This window comes from Streptomyces sp. NPDC048584, assembly GCF_043199595.1.
In the GTDB taxonomy this organism is placed as follows: domain Bacteria; phylum Actinomycetota; class Actinomycetes; order Streptomycetales; family Streptomycetaceae; genus Streptomyces; species Streptomyces edwardsiae.
The window spans coordinates 86161-108262 of sequence record NZ_JBICWF010000005.1; the positions used below are offsets into that span (position 1 = coordinate 86161).

The 22102-nt window shown below is 71.7% G+C and carries 22 protein-coding genes and 1 tRNA gene; 12 read left to right on the top strand and 11 right to left on the bottom strand.

Going from position 1 to position 22102, the window contains the following annotated elements; all coding sequences use genetic code 11:
* Positions 1–15 precede the first annotated feature (15 nt).
* Complete coding sequence (locus tag ACGFR9_RS13030; protein ID WP_393206554.1) at positions 16–171, bottom strand: hypothetical protein; 156 nt, start codon at positions 169–171, stop codon at positions 16–18.
* Positions 172–304: 133 nt separating this feature from the next.
* Positions 305–994, bottom strand: a complete 690-nt coding sequence (phoU, locus tag ACGFR9_RS13035; RefSeq protein ID WP_393206557.1) for a phosphate signaling complex protein PhoU — start codon at positions 992–994, stop codon at positions 305–307.
* A gap of 201 nt (positions 995–1195) precedes the next feature.
* On the opposite strand from phoU, the gene ACGFR9_RS13040 reads away from it, so the two are divergent.
* Together ACGFR9_RS13040 and ACGFR9_RS13045 are read left to right on the top strand one after the other, a co-directional pair.
* Positions 1196–2488, top strand: coding sequence for a sensor histidine kinase (locus tag ACGFR9_RS13040; protein WP_393206560.1), 1293 nt, complete (start codon positions 1196–1198; stop codon positions 2486–2488).
* Complete coding sequence (locus tag ACGFR9_RS13045) at positions 2485–3165, top strand: response regulator transcription factor (RefSeq protein WP_030223454.1); 681 nt, start codon at positions 2485–2487, stop codon at positions 3163–3165. The genes ACGFR9_RS13040 and ACGFR9_RS13045 overlap by 4 nt, the downstream gene beginning before the upstream one ends.
* Positions 3166–3514: 349 nt before the next feature.
* Here ACGFR9_RS13045 and ACGFR9_RS13050 read toward each other — a convergent pair whose 3' ends face one another.
* Positions 3515–4204 carry a DUF461 domain-containing protein gene (locus ACGFR9_RS13050; protein ID WP_393206563.1) on the bottom strand — a complete coding sequence of 230 codons (690 nt, stop codon included), beginning with the start codon at positions 4202–4204 and terminating at the stop codon, positions 3515–3517.
* Between the two features lie 607 nt (positions 4205–4811).
* Between ACGFR9_RS13050 and ACGFR9_RS13055 the strand changes: the two genes are divergently transcribed.
* The 6 genes from ACGFR9_RS13055 to ACGFR9_RS13080 all read left to right on the top strand — a co-directional run bounded on the left by ACGFR9_RS13055 (position 4812) and on the right by ACGFR9_RS13080 (position 11385).
* On the top strand, positions 4812–5294 hold the full coding sequence (locus ACGFR9_RS13055) for a CarD family transcriptional regulator (RefSeq protein WP_003953493.1): 483 nt from the start codon (positions 4812–4814) through the stop codon (positions 5292–5294).
* Between the two features lie 323 nt (positions 5295–5617).
* Positions 5618–6391, top strand: coding sequence for a 2-C-methyl-D-erythritol 4-phosphate cytidylyltransferase (gene ispD / locus ACGFR9_RS13060; RefSeq protein ID WP_393206566.1), 774 nt, complete (start codon positions 5618–5620; stop codon positions 6389–6391).
* Positions 6381–6878: a 2-C-methyl-D-erythritol 2,4-cyclodiphosphate synthase gene (ispF, locus tag ACGFR9_RS13065; RefSeq protein ID WP_393206569.1), complete on the top strand. Its 498-nt coding sequence runs from the start codon at positions 6381–6383 to the stop codon at positions 6876–6878. The genes ispD and ispF overlap by 11 nt, the downstream gene beginning before the upstream one ends.
* 145 nt (positions 6879–7023) lie before the next feature.
* A complete protein-coding gene (gene cysS, locus ACGFR9_RS13070) occupies positions 7024–8424 on the top strand; it encodes a cysteine--tRNA ligase (RefSeq protein WP_393206574.1) in 1401 nt (466 codons plus the stop codon).
* Between the two features lie 127 nt (positions 8425–8551).
* Positions 8552–9496 carry a 23S rRNA (guanosine(2251)-2'-O)-methyltransferase RlmB gene (gene rlmB / locus ACGFR9_RS13075; RefSeq protein ID WP_393206577.1) on the top strand — a complete coding sequence of 315 codons (945 nt, stop codon included), beginning with the start codon at positions 8552–8554 and terminating at the stop codon, positions 9494–9496.
* 260 nt (positions 9497–9756) lie between these two features.
* Positions 9757–11385, top strand: a complete 1629-nt coding sequence (locus tag ACGFR9_RS13080) for a DoxX family membrane protein (protein ID WP_393206580.1) — start codon at positions 9757–9759, stop codon at positions 11383–11385.
* A gap of 288 nt (positions 11386–11673) precedes the next feature.
* Here the strand turns inward: ACGFR9_RS13080 and ACGFR9_RS13085 are convergent, their stop codons facing one another.
* The 3 genes from ACGFR9_RS13085 to ACGFR9_RS13095 all read right to left on the bottom strand — a co-directional run bounded on the left by ACGFR9_RS13085 (position 11674) and on the right by ACGFR9_RS13095 (position 14571).
* Positions 11674–12405: an NDP-sugar synthase gene (locus tag ACGFR9_RS13085; protein WP_393206583.1), complete on the bottom strand. Its 732-nt coding sequence runs from the start codon at positions 12403–12405 to the stop codon at positions 11674–11676.
* Positions 12406–12844: 439 nt separating this feature from the next.
* The gene (locus ACGFR9_RS13090; RefSeq protein ID WP_393206586.1) at positions 12845–13300 is read right to left on the bottom strand and encodes a hypothetical protein; all 456 of its coding nucleotides are present in this window, start codon (positions 13298–13300) and stop codon (positions 12845–12847) included.
* A 182-nt stretch (positions 13301–13482) separates the two neighbouring features.
* Positions 13483–14571: an ABC transporter ATP-binding protein gene (locus tag ACGFR9_RS13095; protein WP_393206589.1), complete on the bottom strand. Its 1089-nt coding sequence runs from the start codon at positions 14569–14571 to the stop codon at positions 13483–13485.
* A gap of 290 nt (positions 14572–14861) precedes the next feature.
* Between ACGFR9_RS13095 and ACGFR9_RS13100 the strand changes: the two genes are divergently transcribed.
* Positions 14862–14935 (top strand) — tRNA-Thr (locus tag ACGFR9_RS13100).
* A 42-nt stretch (positions 14936–14977) separates the two neighbouring features.
* Here ACGFR9_RS13100 and ACGFR9_RS13105 read toward each other — a convergent pair.
* The 3 genes from ACGFR9_RS13105 to ACGFR9_RS13115 are packed head-to-tail and all read right to left on the bottom strand — an operon-like array spanning position 14978 to position 18080.
* The gene (locus ACGFR9_RS13105) at positions 14978–15874 is read right to left on the bottom strand and encodes an aminoglycoside phosphotransferase family protein (protein ID WP_393206592.1); all 897 of its coding nucleotides are present in this window, start codon (positions 15872–15874) and stop codon (positions 14978–14980) included.
* 14 nt (positions 15875–15888) lie between these two features.
* Entirely contained in the window at positions 15889–16863 is a 975-nt protein-coding gene (locus tag ACGFR9_RS13110; RefSeq protein ID WP_393206595.1) for a zinc-binding dehydrogenase, read from the bottom strand.
* A gap of 56 nt (positions 16864–16919) precedes the next feature.
* Positions 16920–18080, bottom strand: a complete 1161-nt coding sequence (locus ACGFR9_RS13115) for an FAD-dependent oxidoreductase (protein WP_393206598.1) — start codon at positions 18078–18080, stop codon at positions 16920–16922.
* A 132-nt stretch (positions 18081–18212) separates the two neighbouring features.
* Here ACGFR9_RS13115 and ACGFR9_RS13120 point away from each other — a divergent pair, with 132 nt between their 5' ends.
* Positions 18213–18887, top strand: a complete 675-nt coding sequence (locus ACGFR9_RS13120; RefSeq protein ID WP_393206601.1) for a pentapeptide repeat-containing protein — start codon at positions 18213–18215, stop codon at positions 18885–18887.
* 13 nt (positions 18888–18900) lie between these two features.
* On the opposite strand, the gene ACGFR9_RS13125 is transcribed toward ACGFR9_RS13120, so the two are convergent.
* Positions 18901–19401: a hypothetical protein gene (locus ACGFR9_RS13125; RefSeq protein ID WP_393206604.1), complete on the bottom strand. Its 501-nt coding sequence runs from the start codon at positions 19399–19401 to the stop codon at positions 18901–18903.
* 50 nt (positions 19402–19451) lie between these two features.
* On the opposite strand from ACGFR9_RS13125, the gene ACGFR9_RS13130 reads away from it, so the two are divergent.
* On the top strand, positions 19452–20855 hold the full coding sequence (locus ACGFR9_RS13130) for a M1 family metallopeptidase (RefSeq protein ID WP_393206607.1): 1404 nt from the start codon (positions 19452–19454) through the stop codon (positions 20853–20855).
* A 66-nt stretch (positions 20856–20921) separates the two neighbouring features.
* On the opposite strand, the gene ACGFR9_RS13135 is transcribed toward ACGFR9_RS13130, so the two are convergent.
* Entirely contained in the window at positions 20922–21497 is a 576-nt protein-coding gene (locus ACGFR9_RS13135; protein WP_030223415.1) for a TerD family protein, read from the bottom strand.
* 170 nt (positions 21498–21667) lie between these two features.
* On the opposite strand from ACGFR9_RS13135, the gene arfB reads away from it, so the two are divergent.
* Complete coding sequence (arfB, locus tag ACGFR9_RS13140) at positions 21668–22096, top strand: alternative ribosome rescue aminoacyl-tRNA hydrolase ArfB (RefSeq protein WP_393206611.1); 429 nt, start codon at positions 21668–21670, stop codon at positions 22094–22096.
* Positions 22097–22102: the final 6 nt, after the last annotated feature.

Sequence of the window (22102 nt, forward strand, 5' to 3'; positions counted from 1 at the left end):
GCCGCGCGTACGGCGTCAGCCGCACTGGCAGGCGTTGCCCGACTGGCAGCCGCAGCCGCAGCCCGAGCCGCAGCCGCAGGCGGCGATCAGCGTGAGGTTCCTGATCTCCGCCGGCTGCTCGGTCTCGCGCTCCGCCGCGGGGTCGGGAGTCGTGCTGGGGGAATCGGCCATGGGTCCCTCCTCGGGGCTGTGCCTGTGCACACCTCCGACCATTGGACGCCCGGCCCGCCGGGCGCATCAACGGCGCATTGAGGCTCGTACGCGCCCTGACCGACTTCCCCGCGCGGGGGCACGCCCCCCCTGGTCAGACCCCCTCCGCCCCCGGCATCGTCTGGATCTCCGGCTGGATCTCGTCCGCGTGCTCACCGGTGACCAGGTACACCACCCGCTTCGCGACCGAGACCGCGTGGTCGGCGAAGCGCTCGTAGTAACGGCCCAGCAGCGTGACGTCGACGGCCGTCTCGATGCCGTGCTTCCAGCGGTCGTCCATCAGGTGCTGGAACAGGGTGCGGTGCAGCAGGTCCATCGCGTCGTCGTCCTGCTCCAGCTGCAGCGCCAGATCGACGTCCTTGGTGATGATCACCTCGGCCGCCTTCGCCATGAGCCGCTGCGCGAGCTGCCCCATCTCCAGGATCGTGGCGTGCAGATCGTGCGGCACCCCCCGCTCCGGGTAACGCAGCCGGGCCAGCTTCGCCACATGCTGGGCCAGGTCGCCCGAGCGCTCCAGGTCGGCCGACATCCGCAGCGACGTGACGACTATGCGCAGGTCGGTCGCCACCGGCTGCTGGCGCGCCAGCAGGGCGATGGCCCGTGCCTCCAGGTCGTGCTGCAGCTCGTCGACCCTCTGGTCGGCCTCGATGACGGCCTCCGCCAGCTTCAGATCGGCGTCGAGGATGGCCGTCGTGGCGCGTCCGATCGCCGACCCGACCAGCCGGGCCATCTCCACCAGACCGTCGCCGATCGAATCAAGTTCCTCGTGGTACGCGTCCCGCATCAGGGTTCCTCTCGTGCGTCACTGTCCGGGCTTCAGGGGCCGGGTCTCCTCCCCACGCTCCCACGGTGCGTCCCGTACGCGTCCGGATCCGACCCCTCACATGAACCATCCCTGGCTCCAAGGTGAACTCTGGGCGACGAGTGTTCGAGCTCGCACTCCGACGGCTGTGGGCACCGCCCGTGGCATGCCTAACCTGGACGCATGGACGTGAACGCGGCGGTCGCCGCAGTGGCAGCGATCGCCGGAGTGCTCACCGGCGTCATCGCCATGCTGGCGTTCCGCTTCAGCGAGCGCGAACAGCGGCGCCCCACGCGCACCTCCCTGCACACGGACCCGGTGCTTCCGCCGGGTGTGGACACCGTCCTGTCCGTGCTGCGCTCGTCCGCCGTCGTCCTCGACGAGGCCGACGGCGTGGTCAAGGCCAGCTCCGCCGCGTACGCCCTCGGACTGGTCCGCGGCGGCAAGCTCGCCGTGGAACCCATGATGCAGATGGCACGTGACACCCGGCGCGACGGCGAGATACGGCAGGTCGAGCTGGACCTGCCCCGCCGGGGGACCGGACGCGGCGAGGCCCTCGCGGTGTCCGCGCGGGTCGCGCCGCTCGGCTCCCGGCTGGTCCTGCTGCTCGTCGAGGACCTCACCGAGGCCCGCCGCATAGAGGCCGTACGACGCGACTTCGTCGCCAATGTCAGCCACGAGCTCAAGACCCCCGTCGGCGCCCTCTCGCTCCTCTCCGAGGCCGTGATGGACGCCGCCGACGACCCGGAGGCGGTGGAACGGTTCGCCGGACGGATGCAGATCGAGGCGACCCGCCTGACCAACCTCGTGCAGGAACTCATCGACCTCTCCCGGGTGCAGAACGACGACCCGCTGGAGGACGCCGAACCCGTCCGCGTCGACGAACTCGTCGCCGAGGCCATCGACCGCTGCCGGCACCAGGCCGGCGCCAAGGAGATCACCATGGCCGCGGGAGGCGCGGCCGACCTGCACGTATGGGGCAACCGCGGCCAACTCGCCGCCGCGCTCGGCAATCTCGTCGAGAACGCGGTCAACTACTCACCCGCCCGCACCCGCGTCGGCATCGCGGCCCGTACGGTCGTACAGCCCGGCGGGGACCTGATCGAGATAGCGGTGACCGACCAGGGCATCGGCATCTCGGAGAAGGACAAGGAGCGCGTCTTCGAGCGCTTCTACCGGGTCGACCCGGCCCGCTCCCGCGCCACCGGCGGTACGGGGCTCGGCCTCGCCATCGTGAAGCACGTGGCCGCCTCGCACGGCGGGGAGGTCACGGTGTGGAGCGCCGAGAACCAGGGTTCCACCTTCACCCTGCGGCTTCCGGAGGCCGGCGCGGCCCGTGGCCGCGCCCACCAGATGTCCCACCGGGACGACACCCAGGGCTTCGACGATGAGGCCGGACGGGCGTCCCACCCATCCCCCCACTCTCCCGATCCATCCGCGTACGAAACGCTTCCCTCCCCGGAGGTCCTTCCGTGACCCGAGTGCTCGTCGTCGAGGACGAGGAGTCCTTCTCCGACGCCCTGTCGTACATGCTCCGCAAGGAGGGCTTCGAGGTCGCCGTCGCGACCACCGGGCCCGACGGACTCGACGAGTTCGAGCGCAACGGCGCCGACCTCGTCCTCCTCGACCTGATGCTGCCCGGGCTGCCGGGCACGGAGGTCTGCCGCCAGCTGCGCGGCCGTTCCAACGTCCCCGTCATCATGGTGACCGCCAAGGACAGTGAGATCGACAAGGTTGTCGGGCTGGAGATAGGGGCCGACGACTACGTCACCAAGCCGTTCTCCTCACGGGAGCTGGTGGCCCGTATCCGCGCGGTGCTGCGGCGGCGCGGGGAGCCGGAGGAGGTCACCCCGGCCGCGCTCGAGGCGGGGCCGGTGCGGATGGATGTCGACCGGCATGTGGTGACCGTGAGCGGGACGAAGGTCGATCTGCCGCTGAAGGAGTTCGATCTGCTGGAGATGCTGCTGCGGAACGCGGGGCGGGTGCTTACGCGTATGCAGCTGATCGACCGGGTGTGGGGGGCCGACTATGTCGGTGACACCAAGACGCTGGATGTGCATGTGAAGCGGCTGCGGGCGAAGATCGAGCCGGATCCGGGGGCTCCGCGGTATCTGGTGACCGTGCGGGGGCTGGGGTACAAGTTCGAGCCCTGAGCCTGCGGCGGCTGGCCGGTGCCGGTGGCTGTGGTGCCGGTGACCGTGCCGGTGCTTGTGGGTGCGGCGGCGTTGGGGCCGGGCGGGGGGTGTTGCGCAGCCCGGCGATTGCGGGGTGCCGCCGCGCCCACCCGTGCCGCCCCAGCGGCACGATTGCCCGCGGTTACGGGGCAGGTAGCCCGCGGTTACGCGGTGGGTTGCCTGCGGTTTCGGGGCACGACTGCCTGCGGTTGAGCGGCGGGTTGCGCGCGGTTACGGGGCGGGTTGCCTGCGGTTACGGGGCGGGTTGCCTGTGGGTGTGACTGAAGGGCGGGACCCCTTGGGTTCCGCCCTTCAGGTTGTGCGGGGGTCAGCCGTTGGACTGGGTGCTGGCCGAGGCCGCGTCCGTCGGGGTGGTCGACTCCGGGTCGGTTTCCGACGAGGGGTCGGTTTCCGGGGTGTCGGCGGGCTTGTCCGCCGAGGTGTCGTCCGCCGGCTTGTCCGAGGACTCCGCCGACGGCTCCGCGGAGGCGCCGGGGGCGGCCGGGACGTCGCTCGGGCCCCACTTCTCGAAGAAGTGCTCGGCCGGGACGACGAACGCGCGCAGGCTCACGTCACCGGTCTCGCTGAACGCGAAGGTCACCTTCTGCGCGTTGCCGTCCTGGACGGACTCACGGCTGCTGGGCAGCACGGCGGCCGCGTTGCCCTCCCCGCCGAGGATCAGCGAGCCGCCGGCCGGGACGGTGAGGCTGCCGCCCTCCGCGGGGGTCAGCTCGGCGGTCTTGCCGGTGCCGGGGAGGGTGATCGAGTCCAGGGTCTGGTCGGTGTCACCCGTGTTGAACAGCGTGGCGGAGACGACGGCCGGGCCGGTCGACTCCAGGTCCGGCTGGGTGATGACCGTAGCGTTCTGGACCTTGATGTCGCCGACGGTCGTCGACGCGTTGTCCGGCTGGACCTGCAGGGTCTGGGCGTTGTGGCCGGCCGCGCACGCGGAGAGCGAGGCGATCGAGAACGCGATGGCGGCGGCGGCAAGAGCACCGCGTCGAAGGCTGCTGCTCACGGCGGCGGCAACTCCTCTTGACTCGAGCGTTTGGCGACCGGTTAAAGCCGCCCTAAGTGTCTGTCAGCGGCCTCAGGTTACCGAGCCGTTCCCGCGCCGCCGCACCCGACCCTCCCGAGACGCCCCGCGATGCCCCTGGACGGCGTGACCGGCGCACCCCGGTCACAAGTGACTCACCGGTCACTTGAGTCACTTTGGCGCCGCAGTCCCGCGCCATTCCCATAGTGATCGGGTATTTCCCGTGAAGGAATGAGCGGAGGGCCAAGGAATTGATCACCGGGCGCTCATCTCGCACCCCGTGATCAATTCCGGATTCGACCGGAACCCGGCTCCGCGCACCGAACGGAGTAGCGGAACTCGAGCACGTGGAACCGGACATTTGGGGATGTTCAACCGCTCGTGCGGCGCTCCGGATGCGTGTAACGTACGCGTTTCGCTCGCGCCGAAGAGCCGCTCCGACCTGCGAATACCTGCTTCCGCTACCCGTCCGAAGCACGTTCCTGTCGCTGTTGTCAAGCCCCGAGAATGGCCCTGACCTGCGAAAACGCCATTCAGAACGCGCCGTATCCGTGTTACTCTGGATAGCCACGGAAGGGGTACCTGTCACATGACGTTCAAGGTTGGCGACACCGTGGTCTATCCCCATCACGGGGCCGCGCTGATCGAGGCTATCGAAACTCGCCAGATCAAAGGCGTGGACAAGACCTACTTGGTGCTGAAGGTCGCCCAGGGTGACCTGACGGTACGTGTGCCAGCGGACAATGCGGAGTTCGTCGGCGTACGTGATGTGGTCGGTCAGGACGGGCTGGACCGGGTCTTCGAGGTGCTGCGCGCTCCCTATGCCGAGGAGCCCACGAACTGGTCGCGTCGTTACAAGGCAAACCTGGAGAAGCTCGCGTCGGGCGATGTCATCAAGGTCGCGGAAGTCGTGCGTGACCTGTGGCGTCGTGAGCGCGAGCGCGGACTCTCCGCAGGTGAGAAGCGCATGCTCGCCAAGGCGCGTCAGATCCTGGTCAGCGAGCTCGCCCTCGCGGAGAACACCAACGAGGACAAGGCGGAGGCCCTGCTCGACGAGGTTCTCGCCTCCTGAGATTCCTGAGTCGCTCAGCACTCAGTGCACTCAGCGCTCAGCGCATCGAAATGCCGCGGTGCCCGATGACATCATGGATGTCGCCGGGCGCTGCGGCATCTTCGTACCCGGACACCTTTCGTAGGCTGCACCTGCGCCTCACCGGGGACCGTGTCACGACTCATCTCCCCGCTCCGGCGTGCCGGGCCCGGGCGGTCGACTCGACCAGAATCACGGAAGGGGCTGGTCAAGGCGGAACGCCCGGTACTCCCCCCGCTCCGGGAGCAGGGGGTACGCCCAGGCCATACCCACGTAGGCCGAGCACACAAACCTGACAGGAACCGATGTCTGCCGATCCGCTTCCCCCGCCGTCGCCGGCCCCCGCGTCCGGCCCCACGACCAGCCGCACGGCGGCCGTGATCCCGGCCGCCGGCCGTGGTGTACGCCTCGGCCCGGGTGCCCCCAAGGCGCTCCGCGCGCTGGGCGGCACGCCCATGCTCATCCACGCCGTCCACGCCATGGCCGACTCCCGTGCCGTCTCCCTGGTCGTCGTCGTGGCCCCGCCCGACGGCGCACCCGAGGTCAAGTCGTTGCTCGACGCGCACGTCCTGCCCGACCGCACCGATGTCCTCGTGGTCCCCGGCGGTGAGAGCCGCCAGGAGTCCGTGAAACTCGGCCTGGACGCGCTGCCGCCCGGCTACGACATCGTCCTGGTCCACGACGCCGCCCGCCCGCTCGTCCCCGTGGACACCGTCGACGCCGTGATCGGGGCCGTACGCCACGGCGCACCGGCCGTCGTCCCCGCGCTGCCCCTCGCCGACACCGTCAAGCAGGTCGAGCCCGCCGCCCCCGGCGAACCGGAGCCCGTGGTCGCCACCCCCGACCGCTCACTGCTGCGCGCCGTGCAGACCCCGCAGGGCTTCGACCGGGCAACCCTCGTACGCGCCCACGAGACGGTGACGGACGACGTCACCGACGACGCGAGCATGGTCGAACAGCTCGGCCTCACCGTCGTCACCGTCCCCGGACACGAGGAGGCCTTCAAGGTCACCCGCCCCCTCGACCTCGTACTCGCCGAGGCGGTCCTCGCCCGCAGGAGGCTCAACGATGGCTTCTGAGCAGCCGTACCCCCTGCCCCGCGTCGGCATCGGCACCGACATCCACGCCTTCGAGGACGGCCGCGAACTGTGGTGCGCCGGCCTGAAGTGGGAGGGCGAGGGCCCCGGTCTCGCCGGCCACTCCGACGCGGACGTCGTCGCCCACGCCGCCTGCAACGCCCTCTTCTCCGCCGCCGGCCTCGGCGACCTCGGACAGCACTTCGGCACCGGCCGCCCCGAATGGTCCGGCGCGTCCGGCATCACCCTCCTGACCGAGGCCGCGAGCATCGTCCGCGCCGCGGGCTTCCGCATCGGCAACATCGCCGTCCAGGTGGTGGGCCCCCGCCCGAAGATCGGCAAGCGCAGGGAGGAAGCACAGAAACTCCTCTCGGAGGCAGCGGGCGCCCCGGTCTCGGTGTCGGGCGCGACAACGGACGGCCTGGGCTTCCCGGGGAGGGACGAGGGCCTGATGGCAGTGGCGACAGCCCTGGTGGTCCAAGCAGCGTGACCGTGCCTGCCTCAGGGGCGCGGGGCTGTGCCGAGGTGCGGCTCCGCCGCGTGAGCGCGACCGGCCCCACCGGCCCGCGCGTGACATACGTCGTCGAAACCGTCAGCGGCGCACCGCACGCCCCGGGGCCTACTACCCTGGTCCCGTGACTATTCGCCTGTACGACACCAGCGCCCGGCAGATCCGTGACTTCACCCCGCTCCAGCCGGGCTGTGTCTCGATCTACCTCTGCGGTGCCACCGTGCAGGCCGCCCCGCACATCGGCCACATCCGCTCGGGCCTGAACTTCGACATCATGCGCCGCTGGTTGGAGTACCGCGGACTGTCGGTGACGTTCATCCGCAACGTCACCGACATCGACGACAAGATCATCGCCAAGTCCGCCGAGCAGCACCGCCCCTGGTGGTCCATCGGCTACGACAACGAGCGCGCCTTCACCGACGGCTACCACGCCCTCGGCTGCCTGCCGCCGACCTACGAGCCGCGCGCCACCGGCCACATCACCGAGATGGTCGAGATGATGCGCGGCCTCATCGAGCGCGGCCACGCCTACGAGGCCGACGGCAACGTGTACTTCGCCGTCACCTCGTTCCCCGAGTACCTGGGCCTGTCCAACCAGGAACTCGACAATCTGCTCCAGCCGTCCGCCGAGGGCGAGACCGGCAAGCGGGACCCGCGCGACTTCGCGATGTGGAAGGCGGCCAAGCCCGGCGAGCCCAGCTGGGAGACCCCATGGGGCCGCGGCCGCCCCGGCTGGCACCTCGAGTGCTCGGCGATGGCGCACAAGTACCTCGGCAGCGCCTTCGACATCCACGGCGGCGGCCTCGACCTGATCTTCCCGCACCACGAGAACGAGATCGCCCAGGCCAAGGCGTACGGCGACGAGTTCGCCCGCTACTGGGTGCACAACGCGTGGGTCACCATGAGCGGCGAGAAGATGTCGAAGTCGCTCGGCAACAGCGTCCTGGTCTCCGAGATGGTCAAGCGCTGGCGCCCCATCGTGCTCCGCTACTACCTCGGCACCCCGCACTACCGGTCGATGATCGAGTACAGCGAGGAGGCCCTGCGCGAGGCCGAGTCCGCGTTCGCGCGGATCGAGGGCTTCGTGCAGCGCGTGATGGAGAAGGCCGGCGGAGTCGTCGAGCCCGCCCCCGAGGTGCCGCCCGCGTTCGCCGAGGCGATGGACGACGACCTGGGTGTCCCGCAGGCGCTCGCCATCGTGCACACCACCGTCCGGCAGGGCAACAGCGCGCTGGCCGCCGACGACAAGGAGGAGGCCGTCGCCCGCCTCGCAGAGGTCCGCGCCATGCTCGGCGTGCTCGGCCTCGACCCGCTGGACCCGCACTGGGCCGGCGAGAACGACCGCGGCGACGACCTCCACGGCGTGGTCGACACCCTCGTACGCATGGTCCTCGACCAGCGTGAGGCCGCCCGGGTCCGCAAGGACTGGCCCACCGCGGACGCCATCCGCGACCAGCTGGGCCAGTCCGGCCTGGTCATCGAGGACAGCCCGCAAGGACCGCGCTGGAGTCTCGGCCCCCGCTGAGGCCTCCGGCCACGGTGCCTGAAGATCGATTGTGCCGTCCGGGCCTCCGGGCGGCACACTTCTTGGGCACACCTCACCGACGCAGACACCCAAGCACCACCCACGACACAACGGAGACGGATACCTCATGGCCGCGAACAACCGCCGCATGTCCGGCAAGAAGGGCGCGCAGGTCGGCAGTGGCGGCCAGCGACGCCGGGGCCTGGAAGGCAAGGGCCCGACGCCGCCCGCCGAGATGCGCAAGGGGCACGCCAAGCAGCGCGCCGCCCAGGCGAAGGTCCGCCGCGCCCAGGGCGGCCGCCCGCAGCAGCGGCGCGGCGGCGGCCGCTCGACCTCGGAACTCGTCGTCGGCCGCAACCCGGTCGTCGAGGCGCTGCGCGAGGGCGTACCCGCGACCATGCTGTACGTCCAGCAGTTCATCGACAACGACGAGCGGGTGCGCGAGGCGCTCCAGCTCGCGGCCGAGCGCGGCGGCATCAACCTCATGGAGGCCCCGCGTCCCGAGCTCGACCGGATGACCAACGGCCTGAACCACCAGGGCCTGGTGCTCCAGGTCCCGCCGTACGAGTACGCGCACCCCGAGGACCTCGTCGCCGGCGCCCACGACGAGGGCGAGGACCCGCTGATCGTCGCCCTCGACGGCGTCACCGACCCGCGCAACCTCGGCGCGGTCGTCCGCTCCGTGTCCGCGTTCGGCGGCCACGGCGTCGTCGTGCCCGAGCGGCGGGCCGCCGGCATGACCGCCGGCGCCTGGAAGACCTCCGCCGGCGCGGCCGCCCGTACGCCCGTCGCCCGTGCCACCAATCTGACGCGCGCGCTGGAGGCGTACAAGAAGGCGGGGATCACGGTCGTCGGTCTGGCCGCCGACGGGGAGGCCGAGATCAGTGAGCTGGCCGCGCTCGACGGCCCGGTCGTCATCGTCGTCGGCAGCGAGGGCAAGGGACTCTCCCGGCTGGTCGGCGAGACCTGCGACCACCGGGTGCGGATCCCGATGCCGGGCGGCGCCGAATCGCTCAACGCCGGTGTGGCGGCGGGCATCGTGCTGTATGAGGCGGCACGCCGGCGGGGCTGACCCTTCGGGGCCGGCGGAGGGCGCCGGTCGGAGGCCGGCGCGGCCGTGCGAAGCCGCGCAGCGTGCGAGTGCGGCAGAGAGGGGTGCCGCCGGTGTGGCGGCGGGCATCGTGCTGTACGAGGCGGCACGCCGGCGCGCCTGAACGGGTGTTCGGTCAGGTCACCCACATGGAGTGTTCCGGGCGGTCCGGACCGGCTTGACGCGGTCCGGACACATCCGCCGGGTCAAGGCAGTGTCCTAACGGCATGTCACTCGGTTAGATGAGTGTGGACACCAGAACACCCCGCACACCCACGGGGGACCGCTCGTCGGCACTCGACGACGCTCCCGCGCTGAGCATGGTGAAGGTGCCGAGCGATCCGGCGCAGGTCATCGTCAATCACGCCAGCTTCCGCGTGCAGCTGGGCGTCTCGGCGCGGCGCGCCTCGTCGCCGCGGATCGCACGGCACATGAGCGCCGCCGAGGACACCGCCCGCATCCCCGTGGTCACCACCGTGGGCACGCCCGGCCAGGCCGCCCGCCGCCGGCCCGTCGTCTGGAGCGGCCGGTCCGCGCCCGACGACACCGGCGCCCACCGGCTCCTCCAGGCCGTACGGCACGAAGGCGTCCGCCCCGCCGACGAGCGGCTCACCGACTCCGGCGCCACCCGGCTCGTCCCGCACCCCGGCACCGGCTACGACGACTCCGTCACCCAGACCCTCGAGACCCCGCTCGTCGGCGCCCAGCGTGGTCCGGCCGACGGACCCCTGCTGCCCCCGATGCGGCCGGTCGGCAGCGCGTACGACGAGCCGGCCTACGCCGGGCCGGACGATCCCGCGTACGACTCCTACGGCTCCTACGACGAGGCGGAGGGGACCGGCCGGCGCGGCAGGCGGCACGGCGGCGACGACCCGGCCCGGCACGCCTACTACCCCGGCCGCCGGATGAACCTCGGCGTCGTCCTGCTCCCCCTGCGTGTCTTCCTCGGCGGCATCTCCGTCTACGCCGGCATGGGCAAGCTGTGCGACCCGCTCTACTTCGACGGCGGCCAACGCGGCTCCATGGTCAAGTGGCTGCACACCCTGCACCCGTGGGAAGTCGCCGAGCCGCTGCGCCAGTTCGCCCTCGAACACCCCATCGGCTCCGGACTGGCCATCGCCTTCGCCCAGATCGTCGTCGGTGTCCTCACCGTCCTCGGCTGCTGGCAGCGCGTCGCCGCAGTCGTCGGGGCGACCCTCTCCGCGGCCCTGCTGGTCACCGTCAGCTGGAAGAGCGTCCCCGCCTACGAGACGCCCGACATCATCTACCTCGCCGCCTGGTCACCGCTGATCATCGCGGGCGCCCCCGTCTACTCCGTCGACGGCCGCCTCGCCGGCGGGGCCTGGCGCCGGCTCGGCCCCCGCGCCGACATCTGGGACCTGCGCCGCTACGTCCTGCGGCGCGGCGCCCTCGTCGCGTTCGTCGTCTGCGGATTCAGCATGCTCGCCGGCTCACTCCTCGGCGGCGCCGTCCGCGACACCGACCGGGTCGTCGTCCCCGGGCCCGGCGAGGCCCCGCGCAACGAACTGCCCGGCTCCCCGCTGCCGGACGACTCCGGCGAACGCCCGAAGGAGAAGCGGACCCCGTCCGCCTCCACCTCGCCCACCCAGGGCGCCACCTCCGGTACGACGAGCCCGTCCGCCGGCACCACCAGCCCCGGCGCGACCCAGGGCGCCGGAGCGGCCACCACCGGCGCGCCCGGCCAGACCCAGGGCAGCACCGGCCAGGCCCCGCCCCAGCAGTCCACCCCGGCCGACCAGGCCCCAAGCACCACCTCGGGGCCCACCTCGGGCGGCGCCTCCGGCAGCCCGAACGGCGGCAGCGGCGGCACGTCGGGTGAGCCGGGGCTGGTGGGCGGGCTTCTGGGCTAGGGGGTGTCGTTTGGATCTTGTCGGGGTCGCGGGGTCTGGTATCGCACTTCGCCGCGTTGTCGTCGGTTGCCAGGGCTCCGCCCTGTCGCCCTCCTCCGCCTTGCGATGTACGGCGCCAGACCCCGCTCGGCTTGGCTGCAGGGCACCGCTCACTGGAGCCGAGCTGATCCAGACGACACCCCCTGGCCCGCATACGACGACGGGGTCCCGCACGGATGTCGTGCGGGACCCCGTCGTCGTACGGCGGTGTGCGGTGGCGCTGCGCCGGCCCAGTGGCCCCGCGGCGTCCTAGCGGCCCTGGGCCGAGAGTTCCTTCGCGGCCTCCGTCAGGTCCTTCGCGGTGTCGATGGCCCGCCAGTAGGAGCCCTGCGGGATCGGGAAACCGGCCAGCCGCCGCTCGCGCGCGAGATGCGGGAACGTGGTGCGCTCGTGGTCGCCGCGCTCCGGGAGGAGGCCGGAGAACTCGGGGGAGAAGACGTACACACCCGCGTTGATCTCGAAGGTCGACGGCGGCGCCTCGATGAAGTCCGTGATGTGCCCGAAGCCGTCGGTGCGCACCGCGCCCCACGGGATGCGCGGGCGGGCCAGGGCGAGCGTCGCGACGGCGTCCCGCTCGGTGTGGAAGTCGGCCATGTCACGCAGCGAGAAACGGGTCCAGATGTCGCCGTTGGTGGCGTACCAGGGGCGGTCAGGGTGCGGAAGGCGGGCCGCGGCGTACTTCAGGCCGCCGCCGCGGCCGAGGGGTTCCGTCTCGACGACCGTGGTGACCGAGAGGGGGAGGTCCGCGGTCTCCAGCCACTTCTGCAGTACCTCGGCGAGGTGGCCGCAGGAGACCACGACATCGGTCACGCCCTCCTCGGCGAGCCAGGTGAGCTGGTGGCCGATGATCGGGGTTCCCGTGCCGGGGATCTCGACCATCGGCTTGGGGCGGTCGTCGGTGTACGGGCGCAGCCGGGATCCCTGGCCTCCGGCCAGGACTACGGCTTGGGTGGGGCGGGCGACGGCGCGCGGATCGGTCATGCCCGCACTTTACGCGGCGCTTGCGGGGGGTTGGGGGGTGGTGCGGGTGCCTCGCGCCGGGGGTGGGCCGCGGCTGTGCGGGCCCCCGCGCCGGTGCGGGGGTGCTCCGCGGTGGGGTGGCCGGGGGGTGTTGCGCAGCCCGGTGTTTGCGGGGTGCCGTCGCGCCCACCCGTGCCGCCCCAGCGGCACGACTGCCCGCGGAGGGCGGAGGCGTGGCTGTCCGCGGAGGACGGAGGGTGGAGGCGCGGCTGCCTGCGGAGGGCGGAGGGCGGAGGGCGGATCGCGGAGGGTGGGGGCGTGGGTGGGTGCCGTGGCGGAGGGTGGAGGCGTGGGTGGGTGCCGTCGCGGAGCGTGGAGGCTTGGGCGTGGCGGGGTGGCCGGTCGGGCGGGAAGCCCGGGTCGAGCATCTCGTCGGCCTCGTCGCCGTCGGCGGCGGGGGTCAGCTGTTGGCTGTGGTGATGCCCGAGGCGAAGGAGGTGTCGCAGACCGGGCGGGCGTAGGACTGGGCCTTGGTGGGGCCGTAGACACGGACCGCCGCCTTGCCGAGGGTGCGGGCGATGGACGTGCAGTGCTTCGCCAGCGACGGGCGGTCGTTCACGGCCTGCTGGAGATGGGTGAGTGCCACACCCGGGTCCTTCTCCCGCATCTCCACCAGCAGCATGTCCCGCAGCACATGCTGCGGCGCACGCTCACCGGCACGCGAGGACGCACCGGAGGCGGAGGTGTCCGAGGCGGCGAGCACGGGGCTCGACGGGCTCCCCGACCAGTTGACCCGCGCGACCGCGAGTGTCCCGGAGAGCACCAGGACGACGGGCAGGACGAAGGCGAGGGAGCGGCCGATCCGGCGGGCGGGGCCCCGGCCGCGACGCGTCTGACGGTTAATGGAGTGCTTCACGCGTGTGAGGGTAGCGCCCGGTAGCGGAAAGAAAACATTCCGTCACCGTTACGGGTGACGCGGAACCTCGCGCTCCGGCCGGCGTGTTGACGTACGAGGTCGAAATGCCCGTTGTGCCGGGGTATTTGTCGACAACGCGAAGGGCCCCGCAGCACACTGCGGGGCCCTTCGCGAAAACGGCGTCAGTCGGACAGGCGCGCACCGGTCGACGTCGAGAACACGTGGGTCTCACCCGCGCGCGGCACGACGTGCAGCTGGCTGCCCTTCTCCGGGACCTCACGGCCGCCGACGCGGACGACGATGTCCTTGGACTCGCCGCCGACCTGGGCGGTGCCGTACACGAACGCGTCGGAGCCGAGCTCCTCGACGACGTTCACGGTGACCGCGAGACCCTTGTCGGCGTCGGCGCCGGCCACGTCGAAGTGCTCGGGGCGCACGCCCACGGTGACGGTCTTGTCGCTGGTGGCGGAGAGCGCGTCACGCTGCACCGGCACCACCGTGTTGCCGAACTTCACACCGCCGTCGGCGACCGGGACCTCGACCAGGTTCATGGCCGGGGAGCCGATGAAGCCGGCGACGAACAGGTTCGCGGGCTTGTCGTACATGTTGCGCGGCGTGTCGACCTGCTGGAGGAGACCGTCCTTGAGGACCGCGACACGGTCACCCATGGTGAGGGCCTCGACCTGGTCGTGGGTGACGTAGACCGTGGTGATGCCGAGACGGCGCTGCAGCGAGGCGATCTGCGTACGCGTGGACACACGGAGCTTGGCGTCCAGGTTGGACAGCGGCTCGTCCATGAGGAACACCTGCGGCTCACGCACGATCGCGCGGCCCATCGCGACACGCTGGCGCTGACCTCCGGAGAGCGCCTTCGGCTTGCGGTCCAGGTACTCGGTGAGGTCGAGGATCTTCGCGGCCTCCTCGACCTTCTGCCGGATCTCCGCCTTGTTGACGCCGGCGATCTTGAGCGCGAAGCCCATGTTGTCGGCGACCGACATGTGCGGGTAGAGCGCGTAGTTCTGGAACACCATGGCGATGTCCCGGTCCTTCGGCGGCAGGTGCGTGACGTCGCGGTCACCGATGCGGATGGCACCGCCGTTGACGTCCTCGAGCCCCGCGAGCATGCGGAGCGAGGTGGACTTGCCGCAACCGGACGGGCCGACCAGGACGAGGAACTCGCCGTCCGCGATGTCGATCTCGAGGGCGTCGACGGCGGGCTTGGTGGAGCCGGGGTAGATCCGGGTCGCCTTGTCGAACGTGACAGTGGCCATGGTGAATGGTCCCCTTCTACCGGCAGGAACGTGCCGGACGATCCGAGTAGGAAGGTGTTGCCACGACGGATGTCCCGTTGTGGTGTTGGTCCACATGAGTGAACTGGCTCAGGACGGTACCTGCCGTTCACCTGCTTGTCAGTAGTTCCAGGGCTGTGAATTTCGCGGAAACTTTCGGCCGCGGGGATGACTGTTCGATTTCGTGCGTGATCATCGCACTGCCGGAAGTGCGTGGCTGGGCGAAACCCGCTCTGTGTACAGTGGAGCAGCCTTCGCGCGCGCAGCGCGGCGCCTCCTTAGCTCAGTTGGCCAGAGCAACGCACTTGTAATGCGTAGGTCGTCGGTTCGAATCCGACAGGGGGCTCTGCCGAGATCCCAGGTCGGACCCCTTCCGGCCTGGGATCTCTCATGTCGTACGACCCTGCAGTCGGCGCGCGATCTCCAGGTCCGCCTCGTCCAGGGGGCGGCCGTCCTCGGTTTCCCACAGGCAGTTCTGCAGGAGGCGGCCGTAGGTCCACGCGCGTGCGCGCGTGCGGTCCAGGGCGAGGACGTCGGTCATGGCGTCGAAGCGCCAGGTGATGTCGTCGGGGTCGAAGCGGTTGTTCAGGGCGGGCCAGAGGTCGAAGGCGGGGTCGCCGGCGAGGGGTTTGGGGTCGATGGCGAGCCAGGGGGCGCGGTCGGCGGCCAGGACGTTGTCGAAGTGCAGGTCCCAGTGGAGGAGCCGGTCGCCGGGTTCGTCGGCGACCTCGCGTACGGCGGCGGCGCAGTCGGCGACGATGCGGCGGGCGGCCGGGTCGGGGATCCGGGCCAGGGCGGCGGGGGTGCGCTCCAGCATGACGCTTGTGATGTCGCCGAGGCGGCGCATGTCCGCGGGGGCGGGGGTGGTGTGGAGGTGGGCGAGGAGGCGGGCGATGACCAGGACGGCTTCGTGGGTGTCGTCCTGGTGGGAGAGCATCCGGGAGGCGTCGAGGCGTTCCAGGAGCATGGTGCCGGTGGGTTCGTCGTGGTCGAGGAGGCGGACCGCTCCGTCGCCGTTCCACAGGCGCAGGGCGATCGGTTCGCCCTCGCTCTCGTGGTCGCGGATCTGGAGTTTGAGCACCGCGTGTGTGCCGTCCGCGCGGGTGACGGGGAGGACCAGGGCGCTCACGCCGTGCATGGGCGCCCCGGTGACGCGCAGTCGCCAGCGGTTCAGGAAGGCCGTGGTCAGGTCTGGGAGGGCGGCGATGAAGGCGCGGCCGGCCTCTTTGTTGTACTTCTCCTGGGCGGCGGCGAGTTCCGCGGGGATGTCGATCACGTCTCGCACGGTAGTGGTGTCGGCTACGGCTCCAGTACGACTTTTCCGGTCGTGGCCCTGTTCTCCAGGGCGCGGTGGGCTTCCGCGGCCCGGGCGAGCGGGAAGCGGTGGACGGCCGGGGTGAGGCGGCCTTCGGCGGCCTGGGCGAGGGCGCGTAGTTCGAGGGTGCGGACGGGGTCGGGGCCGCCTGCTCTGCGCATCATCTCGGGGCCGAGGACGTTGACGGTGGTGCCTTCGACGACGTACGGGCTGTCGCTGCTGATGCCCTGGGAGGTCCAGCCGAAGACGACGTGCCGGCCGCGCGGGGAGAGCAGGGCGACCGTCGCGCGGGCGACGTCGCCGCCGACGCCGTCGTAGACGAGGGTGACCTCGCCCTGGTGGGCGGCGAGGCGTTCGGGCCAGCCGGGGGCGGTGTAGTCGATGGCGTGGTCGGCGCCGTTCGCCGTGACGCGTGCGGTCTTCCGGGGGCCGCCGGAGAGGCCGATGACGGTGGCGCCGGCGTTCTTGGCGTACTGCACGAGGAGGGTGCCGATGCCGCCGGCGGCCGCCGGGACGACGACCACGTCGTCCGGGCCGGGTTCGGCGAACTGGACGATCCCCATCGTCGTACGGCCGGTGCCGATCATGGCGACGGCTTCGGCGAAGTCGAGGCGTTCGGGGATCTCGTGCAGGCGGTCGGTGTCGGTGACGGCGAGTTCGGCGTAGCCGCCGGGGACGAAGCCGAGGTGGGCGACGACGCGGGTGCCGAGCAGGTGTTCGGGGGCGCCGTCGCCCAGTGCGTCGACGACTCCGGCGACTTCGCGGCCGGGGATGGTCGGGAGGGTGGCGGGGGCCGGGCCGGGGCCTTGTGCGCCCTCTCGCAGGGCCACGTCGAGGAGGTGGACGCCCGCCGCGCGGACGGCGATCCGGACCTGTCCGGGTCCCGGCCGCGGGTCGTCGGCCTCCTCGTAGGTGAGGTTCTCGGCGGGGCCGAAGGCGTGGAGGCGGATGGCGTGCATGTGGAATCCCCCGGGGGTGTCGTGTCCGGTGTCGCTGCGGTTCCCACCCTTCGGCCTCAAGCGTGCTTGAGGTCAAGCGCGTTCCGGCCGAGGGCGAGGGAGACGGCGGTCAGCGCGCTGTTGAAGGAGACCTCGGAGAGGACGCCGGGTGCGGCGACCTGGTCGCCGGCGAGGTAGAGGCCGTCGCCGCGGTCGATGGCGGGGCGGTCGCGCCAGGTGGTGCCGGGCAGGTCGACGGCGCCGGTGCGGCCGTTCGCCACGGCGTCCCGTCGCCAGGTGACGCGTGAGCGCCAGCCCTCGAAGGCGAGGTCGAGGAGTTCCTCCGCGCGGGCGGTGCCGTCGGCCTTGGACCGGCCGGGGGCGATGGGGATCTGGCCCTGGATCAGCTGTTCGCCGGCGGGGGCGAGGGTGCGGTCCTGGGCGGTGAACCGCTCCAGCCAGCCGGGGGCGTCCAGGTCGGACACGGCGAAGGCGTCCTTGCGCCGGGTGCGTACGGCGAGGTCGACCAGGACGGTGCGGCCGCTGGGCCAGGTGAGGGTGGGGTCGCCGAGGAGGCGGCGGGCGGAGTCGAGGGACGTGGCCACGACGACGGGGGTGTCGGTGGGCAGGGTGGTCACGCGGGAGAGGGTTTCCATGCGTACGCCGAGGTTCCACGCGCGGGCGGCCATCCGGTCGATGAGTCCGCCCCAGCCGCCGCGCGGGTAGTGCGCCTCCGGGGGCAGCTTGGTGGCGCGGCGCAGGCGCTCCTGGACGAACGCGGCGGACAGCGAGCCCGGATCGTGGTGGAAGACGGCGACGGCCGCGTAGTGGGCGGCGGCCCGTGCGCCGTCCTCGCCGGCGATCCGGGTGGCCCAGGTGAGGAAGTCGGTGTCGGCGGGTGCCTCGGCGACGCTTCGGCGCAGCAGTCTCAACAGGGCGAGGGGCGGGGTGCGGCGCAGTGTGCCGCGGTGGCGGAGGCGGAGCCGGGCGGCTTCCAGGGGCGGGAGCGGGGCGAGGGGGCCGATGAGGCCACGCTGCCGGAGCCAGGTCCAGTGGGGGCCGCCGTTGTAGAGGGCGTGCGGTCCCTCGTTGGTGCGGTAGGTGTGCTCGGCGGTGCGGGCGCGGCCGCCGAGGGTGTGGTGGGCCTCGTGAACGGTGACCTTGGCGCCCGCCTCGGCGGCGGTGATGGCGGCGGTGAGGCCGGCGAAGCCGCCGCCGACGACGGTGATGCGGTGCATGGCTGGGGTCTCCCTCGGTCGGGGTCGCCTTCCGGCTTTGGGGATACGACGAGGGGGGTGCGCGGGATTGTGACATGCGGGGCGTTTTCGCAGGTCGGGGGGATTGTCAGTGGGTGGGTGCAGCATGGGGGCATGGCGAGGAGAGCGGTGGGTGGTCCGGGAGTGAAGGGGGCGCGGCGCCCCGAGCTGCGGCTGCCCGCGTTGGAGCGGTTCGAGGGCGCGCTGGAGCCGGACGGGGATTACGACGGGCTGGAGTTCCTGGAGGCGGATCTCGCGGGGCAGGACGGCGGCGGGGCGCGTTTCATGGACTGCGCGCTGACGGGGTGTGCGCTGGACGGGGCGCGGCTGTCCCGGGTGCGGGTGCTGGACTCGGTGCTGGCCGGTGTCCGGGGGGTGGGCACCGATCTCGTGGAGGCGACGCTGCGGGATGTGGAGGTGACGGAGGCGCGGCTGGGCGGGGCGCAGTTGCACGGGGCGGTGCTGGAGCGGGTGCTGGTCCGCGGCGGCAAGCTCGACTTCCTGAACCTGCGGTCGGCCCGTCTGAAGGACGTCGTCTTCGAGGGCTGTGTGCTGGTCGAGCCGGACTTCGGCGGTGCCCGGTTGGAGCGGGTGGAGTTCGTGGACTGCGCGCTCAAGGGGGCGGACCTGTCGGGGGTGACGCTGAAGGACGTGGATCTGCGGGGCGCCGCCTCGCTGGAGATCGCGAGGGGGGTGGACCGGCTGTCGGGTGCGGTGATCAGCACGTCCCAGCTCCTGGACCTGGCGCCGGTGCTGGCGGGGGAGCTGGGGATCAGGGTCGAGGGCTGAGGGGAGAGGGGGGTTACGGGAGTCGGGGGAAGCGGGCCTGGAGGGTCCAGATGGCGGGGTTCTCGGCGAGGTCCTCGTGGAGGTCCGTGAGGTCGGCGAGGAGGTCGTGGAGGAAGTCGCGGGCCTCGCGGCGGAGTTCGGTGTGGGAGAAGGTCAGCGGGGGTTCGTCGGCCGACTGCCAGTCGGCCTCGATGTCCACCCAGCCGAAGCGGCGCTCGAAGAGCAGGCGGTCGGTGGATTCGGTGAAGTCCAGTTCCGCGTGCTGGGGGCGGGAGGCGCGGGAGCCGGCGGGGTCCCGGTCGACGTGCTCGACGATGTCGCACAGGGCCCAGGCGAAGTCGAGCACCGGCACCCATCCCCAGGCTGTGGACAGTTCGCGGTCCGAGGTGGTGTCGGCGAGGTAGACGTCTCCGCAGAAGAGGTCGTGGCGCAGGGCGTGGACGTCCGCGCGGCGGTAGTCGGTCTGCGGGGGGTCGGGGAAGCGGTTGGAGAGGGCATAGCCGATGTCGAGCACGGGGGTGATGGTGTCACGCCCTGACGGGGCGGTCCTCATAGGATCCGGGGGTGCGCTTCCCCCGCCCCTGGTCCCGTGGTGCCGCCGCCGCCCTGCTCGCGGTCTCGGTGGCCGCCTGCGGCGGCGGATCCGGGGATTCCGCCGACAGCGCCGGCCTCGGTGATCCGTATTTCCCGAAGGCCGGCAACGGCGGCTACGACGTCCGGCACTACGCCCTCGACCTCGCCTACGACCCCGGCGCGCACCGTCTCACCGGCACCGCGACGATCACCGCCCGGGCGACGCGAGGTCTGCCCGCGCTGAACCTCGACCTCGAGGGCCTCGACGTCGAGGAGGTCACGGTCGACGGTGCGGCCGCGCGCTGGAGCCGTGACGGGCAGGAGCTGACCGTCCGCCCGCGCGAGGCCGTGGACGGCGTCTTCCGGGTGACGGTCCGCTACGGCGGCGCCCCGGTGACCCTCACCGACCCGGACGGCTCCGAGGAGGGCTGGCTGCGTACGGCGGAGGGTGCGCTGGCGCTGGGGGAGCCGGTGGGGTCCATGACGTGGTTCCCGGGCAACCACCACCCCTCCGACAAGGCGACGTACGCCGTGGCGGTGACCGTGCCGAAGGGCTTGCGGGTGGTGTCCAACGGGGAGCCGGCCGGTGAGGAGCGCGCGGGGAGCCGTACGACGTACCGCTGGCGCACCGGTGAGCCGATGGCGAGCTACCTCGCGACGCTGGCCATCGGCAGGTACGAGGTCCGGCGCACGGTGACCGCGGGCGGGCTGCCGGTGTACACGGCCGTCGATCCGGCACAGGCGGAGGCGAGCCGTGCGGTCCTGGCGCGGATTCCCGAGGTGGTGTCCTGGGCGGAGAAGGTCTTCGGACCGTACCCGTTCTCCTCCACCGGCGCGATCGTGGAGCGCCCCGAGGACGCCGGGTACGCGCTGGAGACGCAGAACCGGCCGGTCTTCCCCGGTGCGCCCGACCTTCCGCTGCTGGTCCATGAGCTCGCCCACCAGTGGTACGGCGACTCGGTCACCCCGGAGTCCTGGCGGGACATGTGGCTCAACGAGGGGTTCGCGACCTACGCGGAGTGGCTGTGGCGGGAGGACCACGGCGGAGACAGCGCGCAGCGGACCTTCGACGCGCTGTACGCCGGGGAGTACTTCCCGGACGCCGCGTCCGACCAGGAGCTGTGGTCCTTCGCGCCCGCCCGGCCGCCCGGGGCGGCGCGGATCTCCGGTGTCCCGGTCTACTGGCGTGGCGCGATGGTGCTGCACAAGGTGCGGCAGACGGTCGGTGACGACGCGTTCCGCGCGCTGCTGCGGGGCTGGGCGCGGGAGCACCGGCACGGCAACGCGGACACCGGCGACTTCACGTCGTACGTCGAGGGGGCGGCCCCGGACAAGGACTTCGCCGGGATCTGGGAGGAGTGGCTGTACGGCGCGGGGCGGCCGCGGCGGCCCTGAGCGGGCGCGCCGGAGCCCCCTCGCCCTGGCGGGGCCGGGGGCTCCGGTACGGGTGCGGGGCGACCGTCAGACGCTCACGCCGAAGTCCTGGGCGATGCCCACGAGGCCCGAGGCGTAGCCCTGGCCGACGGCGCGGAACTTCCACTCGGCGCCGTTGCGGTACAGCTCGCCGAAGACCATGGCGGTCTCGGTGGCGGCGTCCTCCGACAGGTCGTAGCGGGCGATCTCGGCGCCGCCGGCCTGGTTGACGATACGGATGTACGCGTTGCGCACCTGGCCGAAGTTCTGGCTGCGGTTCTCGGCGTCGTAGATCGACACCGGGAAGACGATCTTGTCGATGTCGGCGGGGAGGGCGGCCAGGTTGACGTTGATCGCCTCGTCGTCGCCGGCGCCCTCACCCGTGCGGTTGTCACCGGTGTGGACGATGGTGTTGTCCGGGGTCTGCTTGTTGTTGAAGAACACGAAGTGGCCGTCCGAGTAGACCCGGCCCTGCGTGTTGACCGCGATCGCCGAGGCGTCGAGGTCGAAGTCCGTGCCGGTGGTGGTGCGGACGTCCCAGCCGAGGCCCACGGTGACGGCGGTCAGGCCCGGAGCCTCCTTGGTGAGCGAGACGTTGCCACCCTTGGACAGGCTTACAGCCATTGTTGGGAGTCCCTTCCCTCGTTTGCGTACGGCTACGTACGGCCTAGAAGCTACAGCTACCACCTTGAACGCGGAGAGGGGTGCGTGAGGTTCCAGGTCGCTTTACTTTCTTTACCGGGATCCGAATATTCGGATGACGTGACCGGGTCAGGGGCGGGAACCTGTATGTCATGTCCGGTCCCTATGTCATCCGCGGCTCCGTCTCCCTGCCCGAGGCCGAGCTCACGTGGCGTTTCTCGCGGTCGTCCGGGCCGGGCGGGCAGCATGTGAACACGAGCGACTCGCAGGTCGAACTGCGTTTCGATCTCGCGCGTACGGAAGCGCTGCCGGAAGTGTGGAAGCAGCGGGCGCTGGAGCGGCTGGCGGGGCGGCTGAACGGTGGGGTGATCACTGTTCGCGCTTCGGAGCACCGGTCGCAGTGGCGCAATCGTGAGACGGCGGCGGTGCGGATGGCCGCGCTGCTCGCGGAGGCGAGTGCGCCGCCGCCGAAACCGCGGCGGGCTACGCGGATTCCGCGGGGGATCAATGAGCGGCGGCTGCGGGAGAAGAAGCAGCGGTCGGAGACGAAGCGGGGGCGCTCCGCGCGGGACTGGGGGTGACCCCCC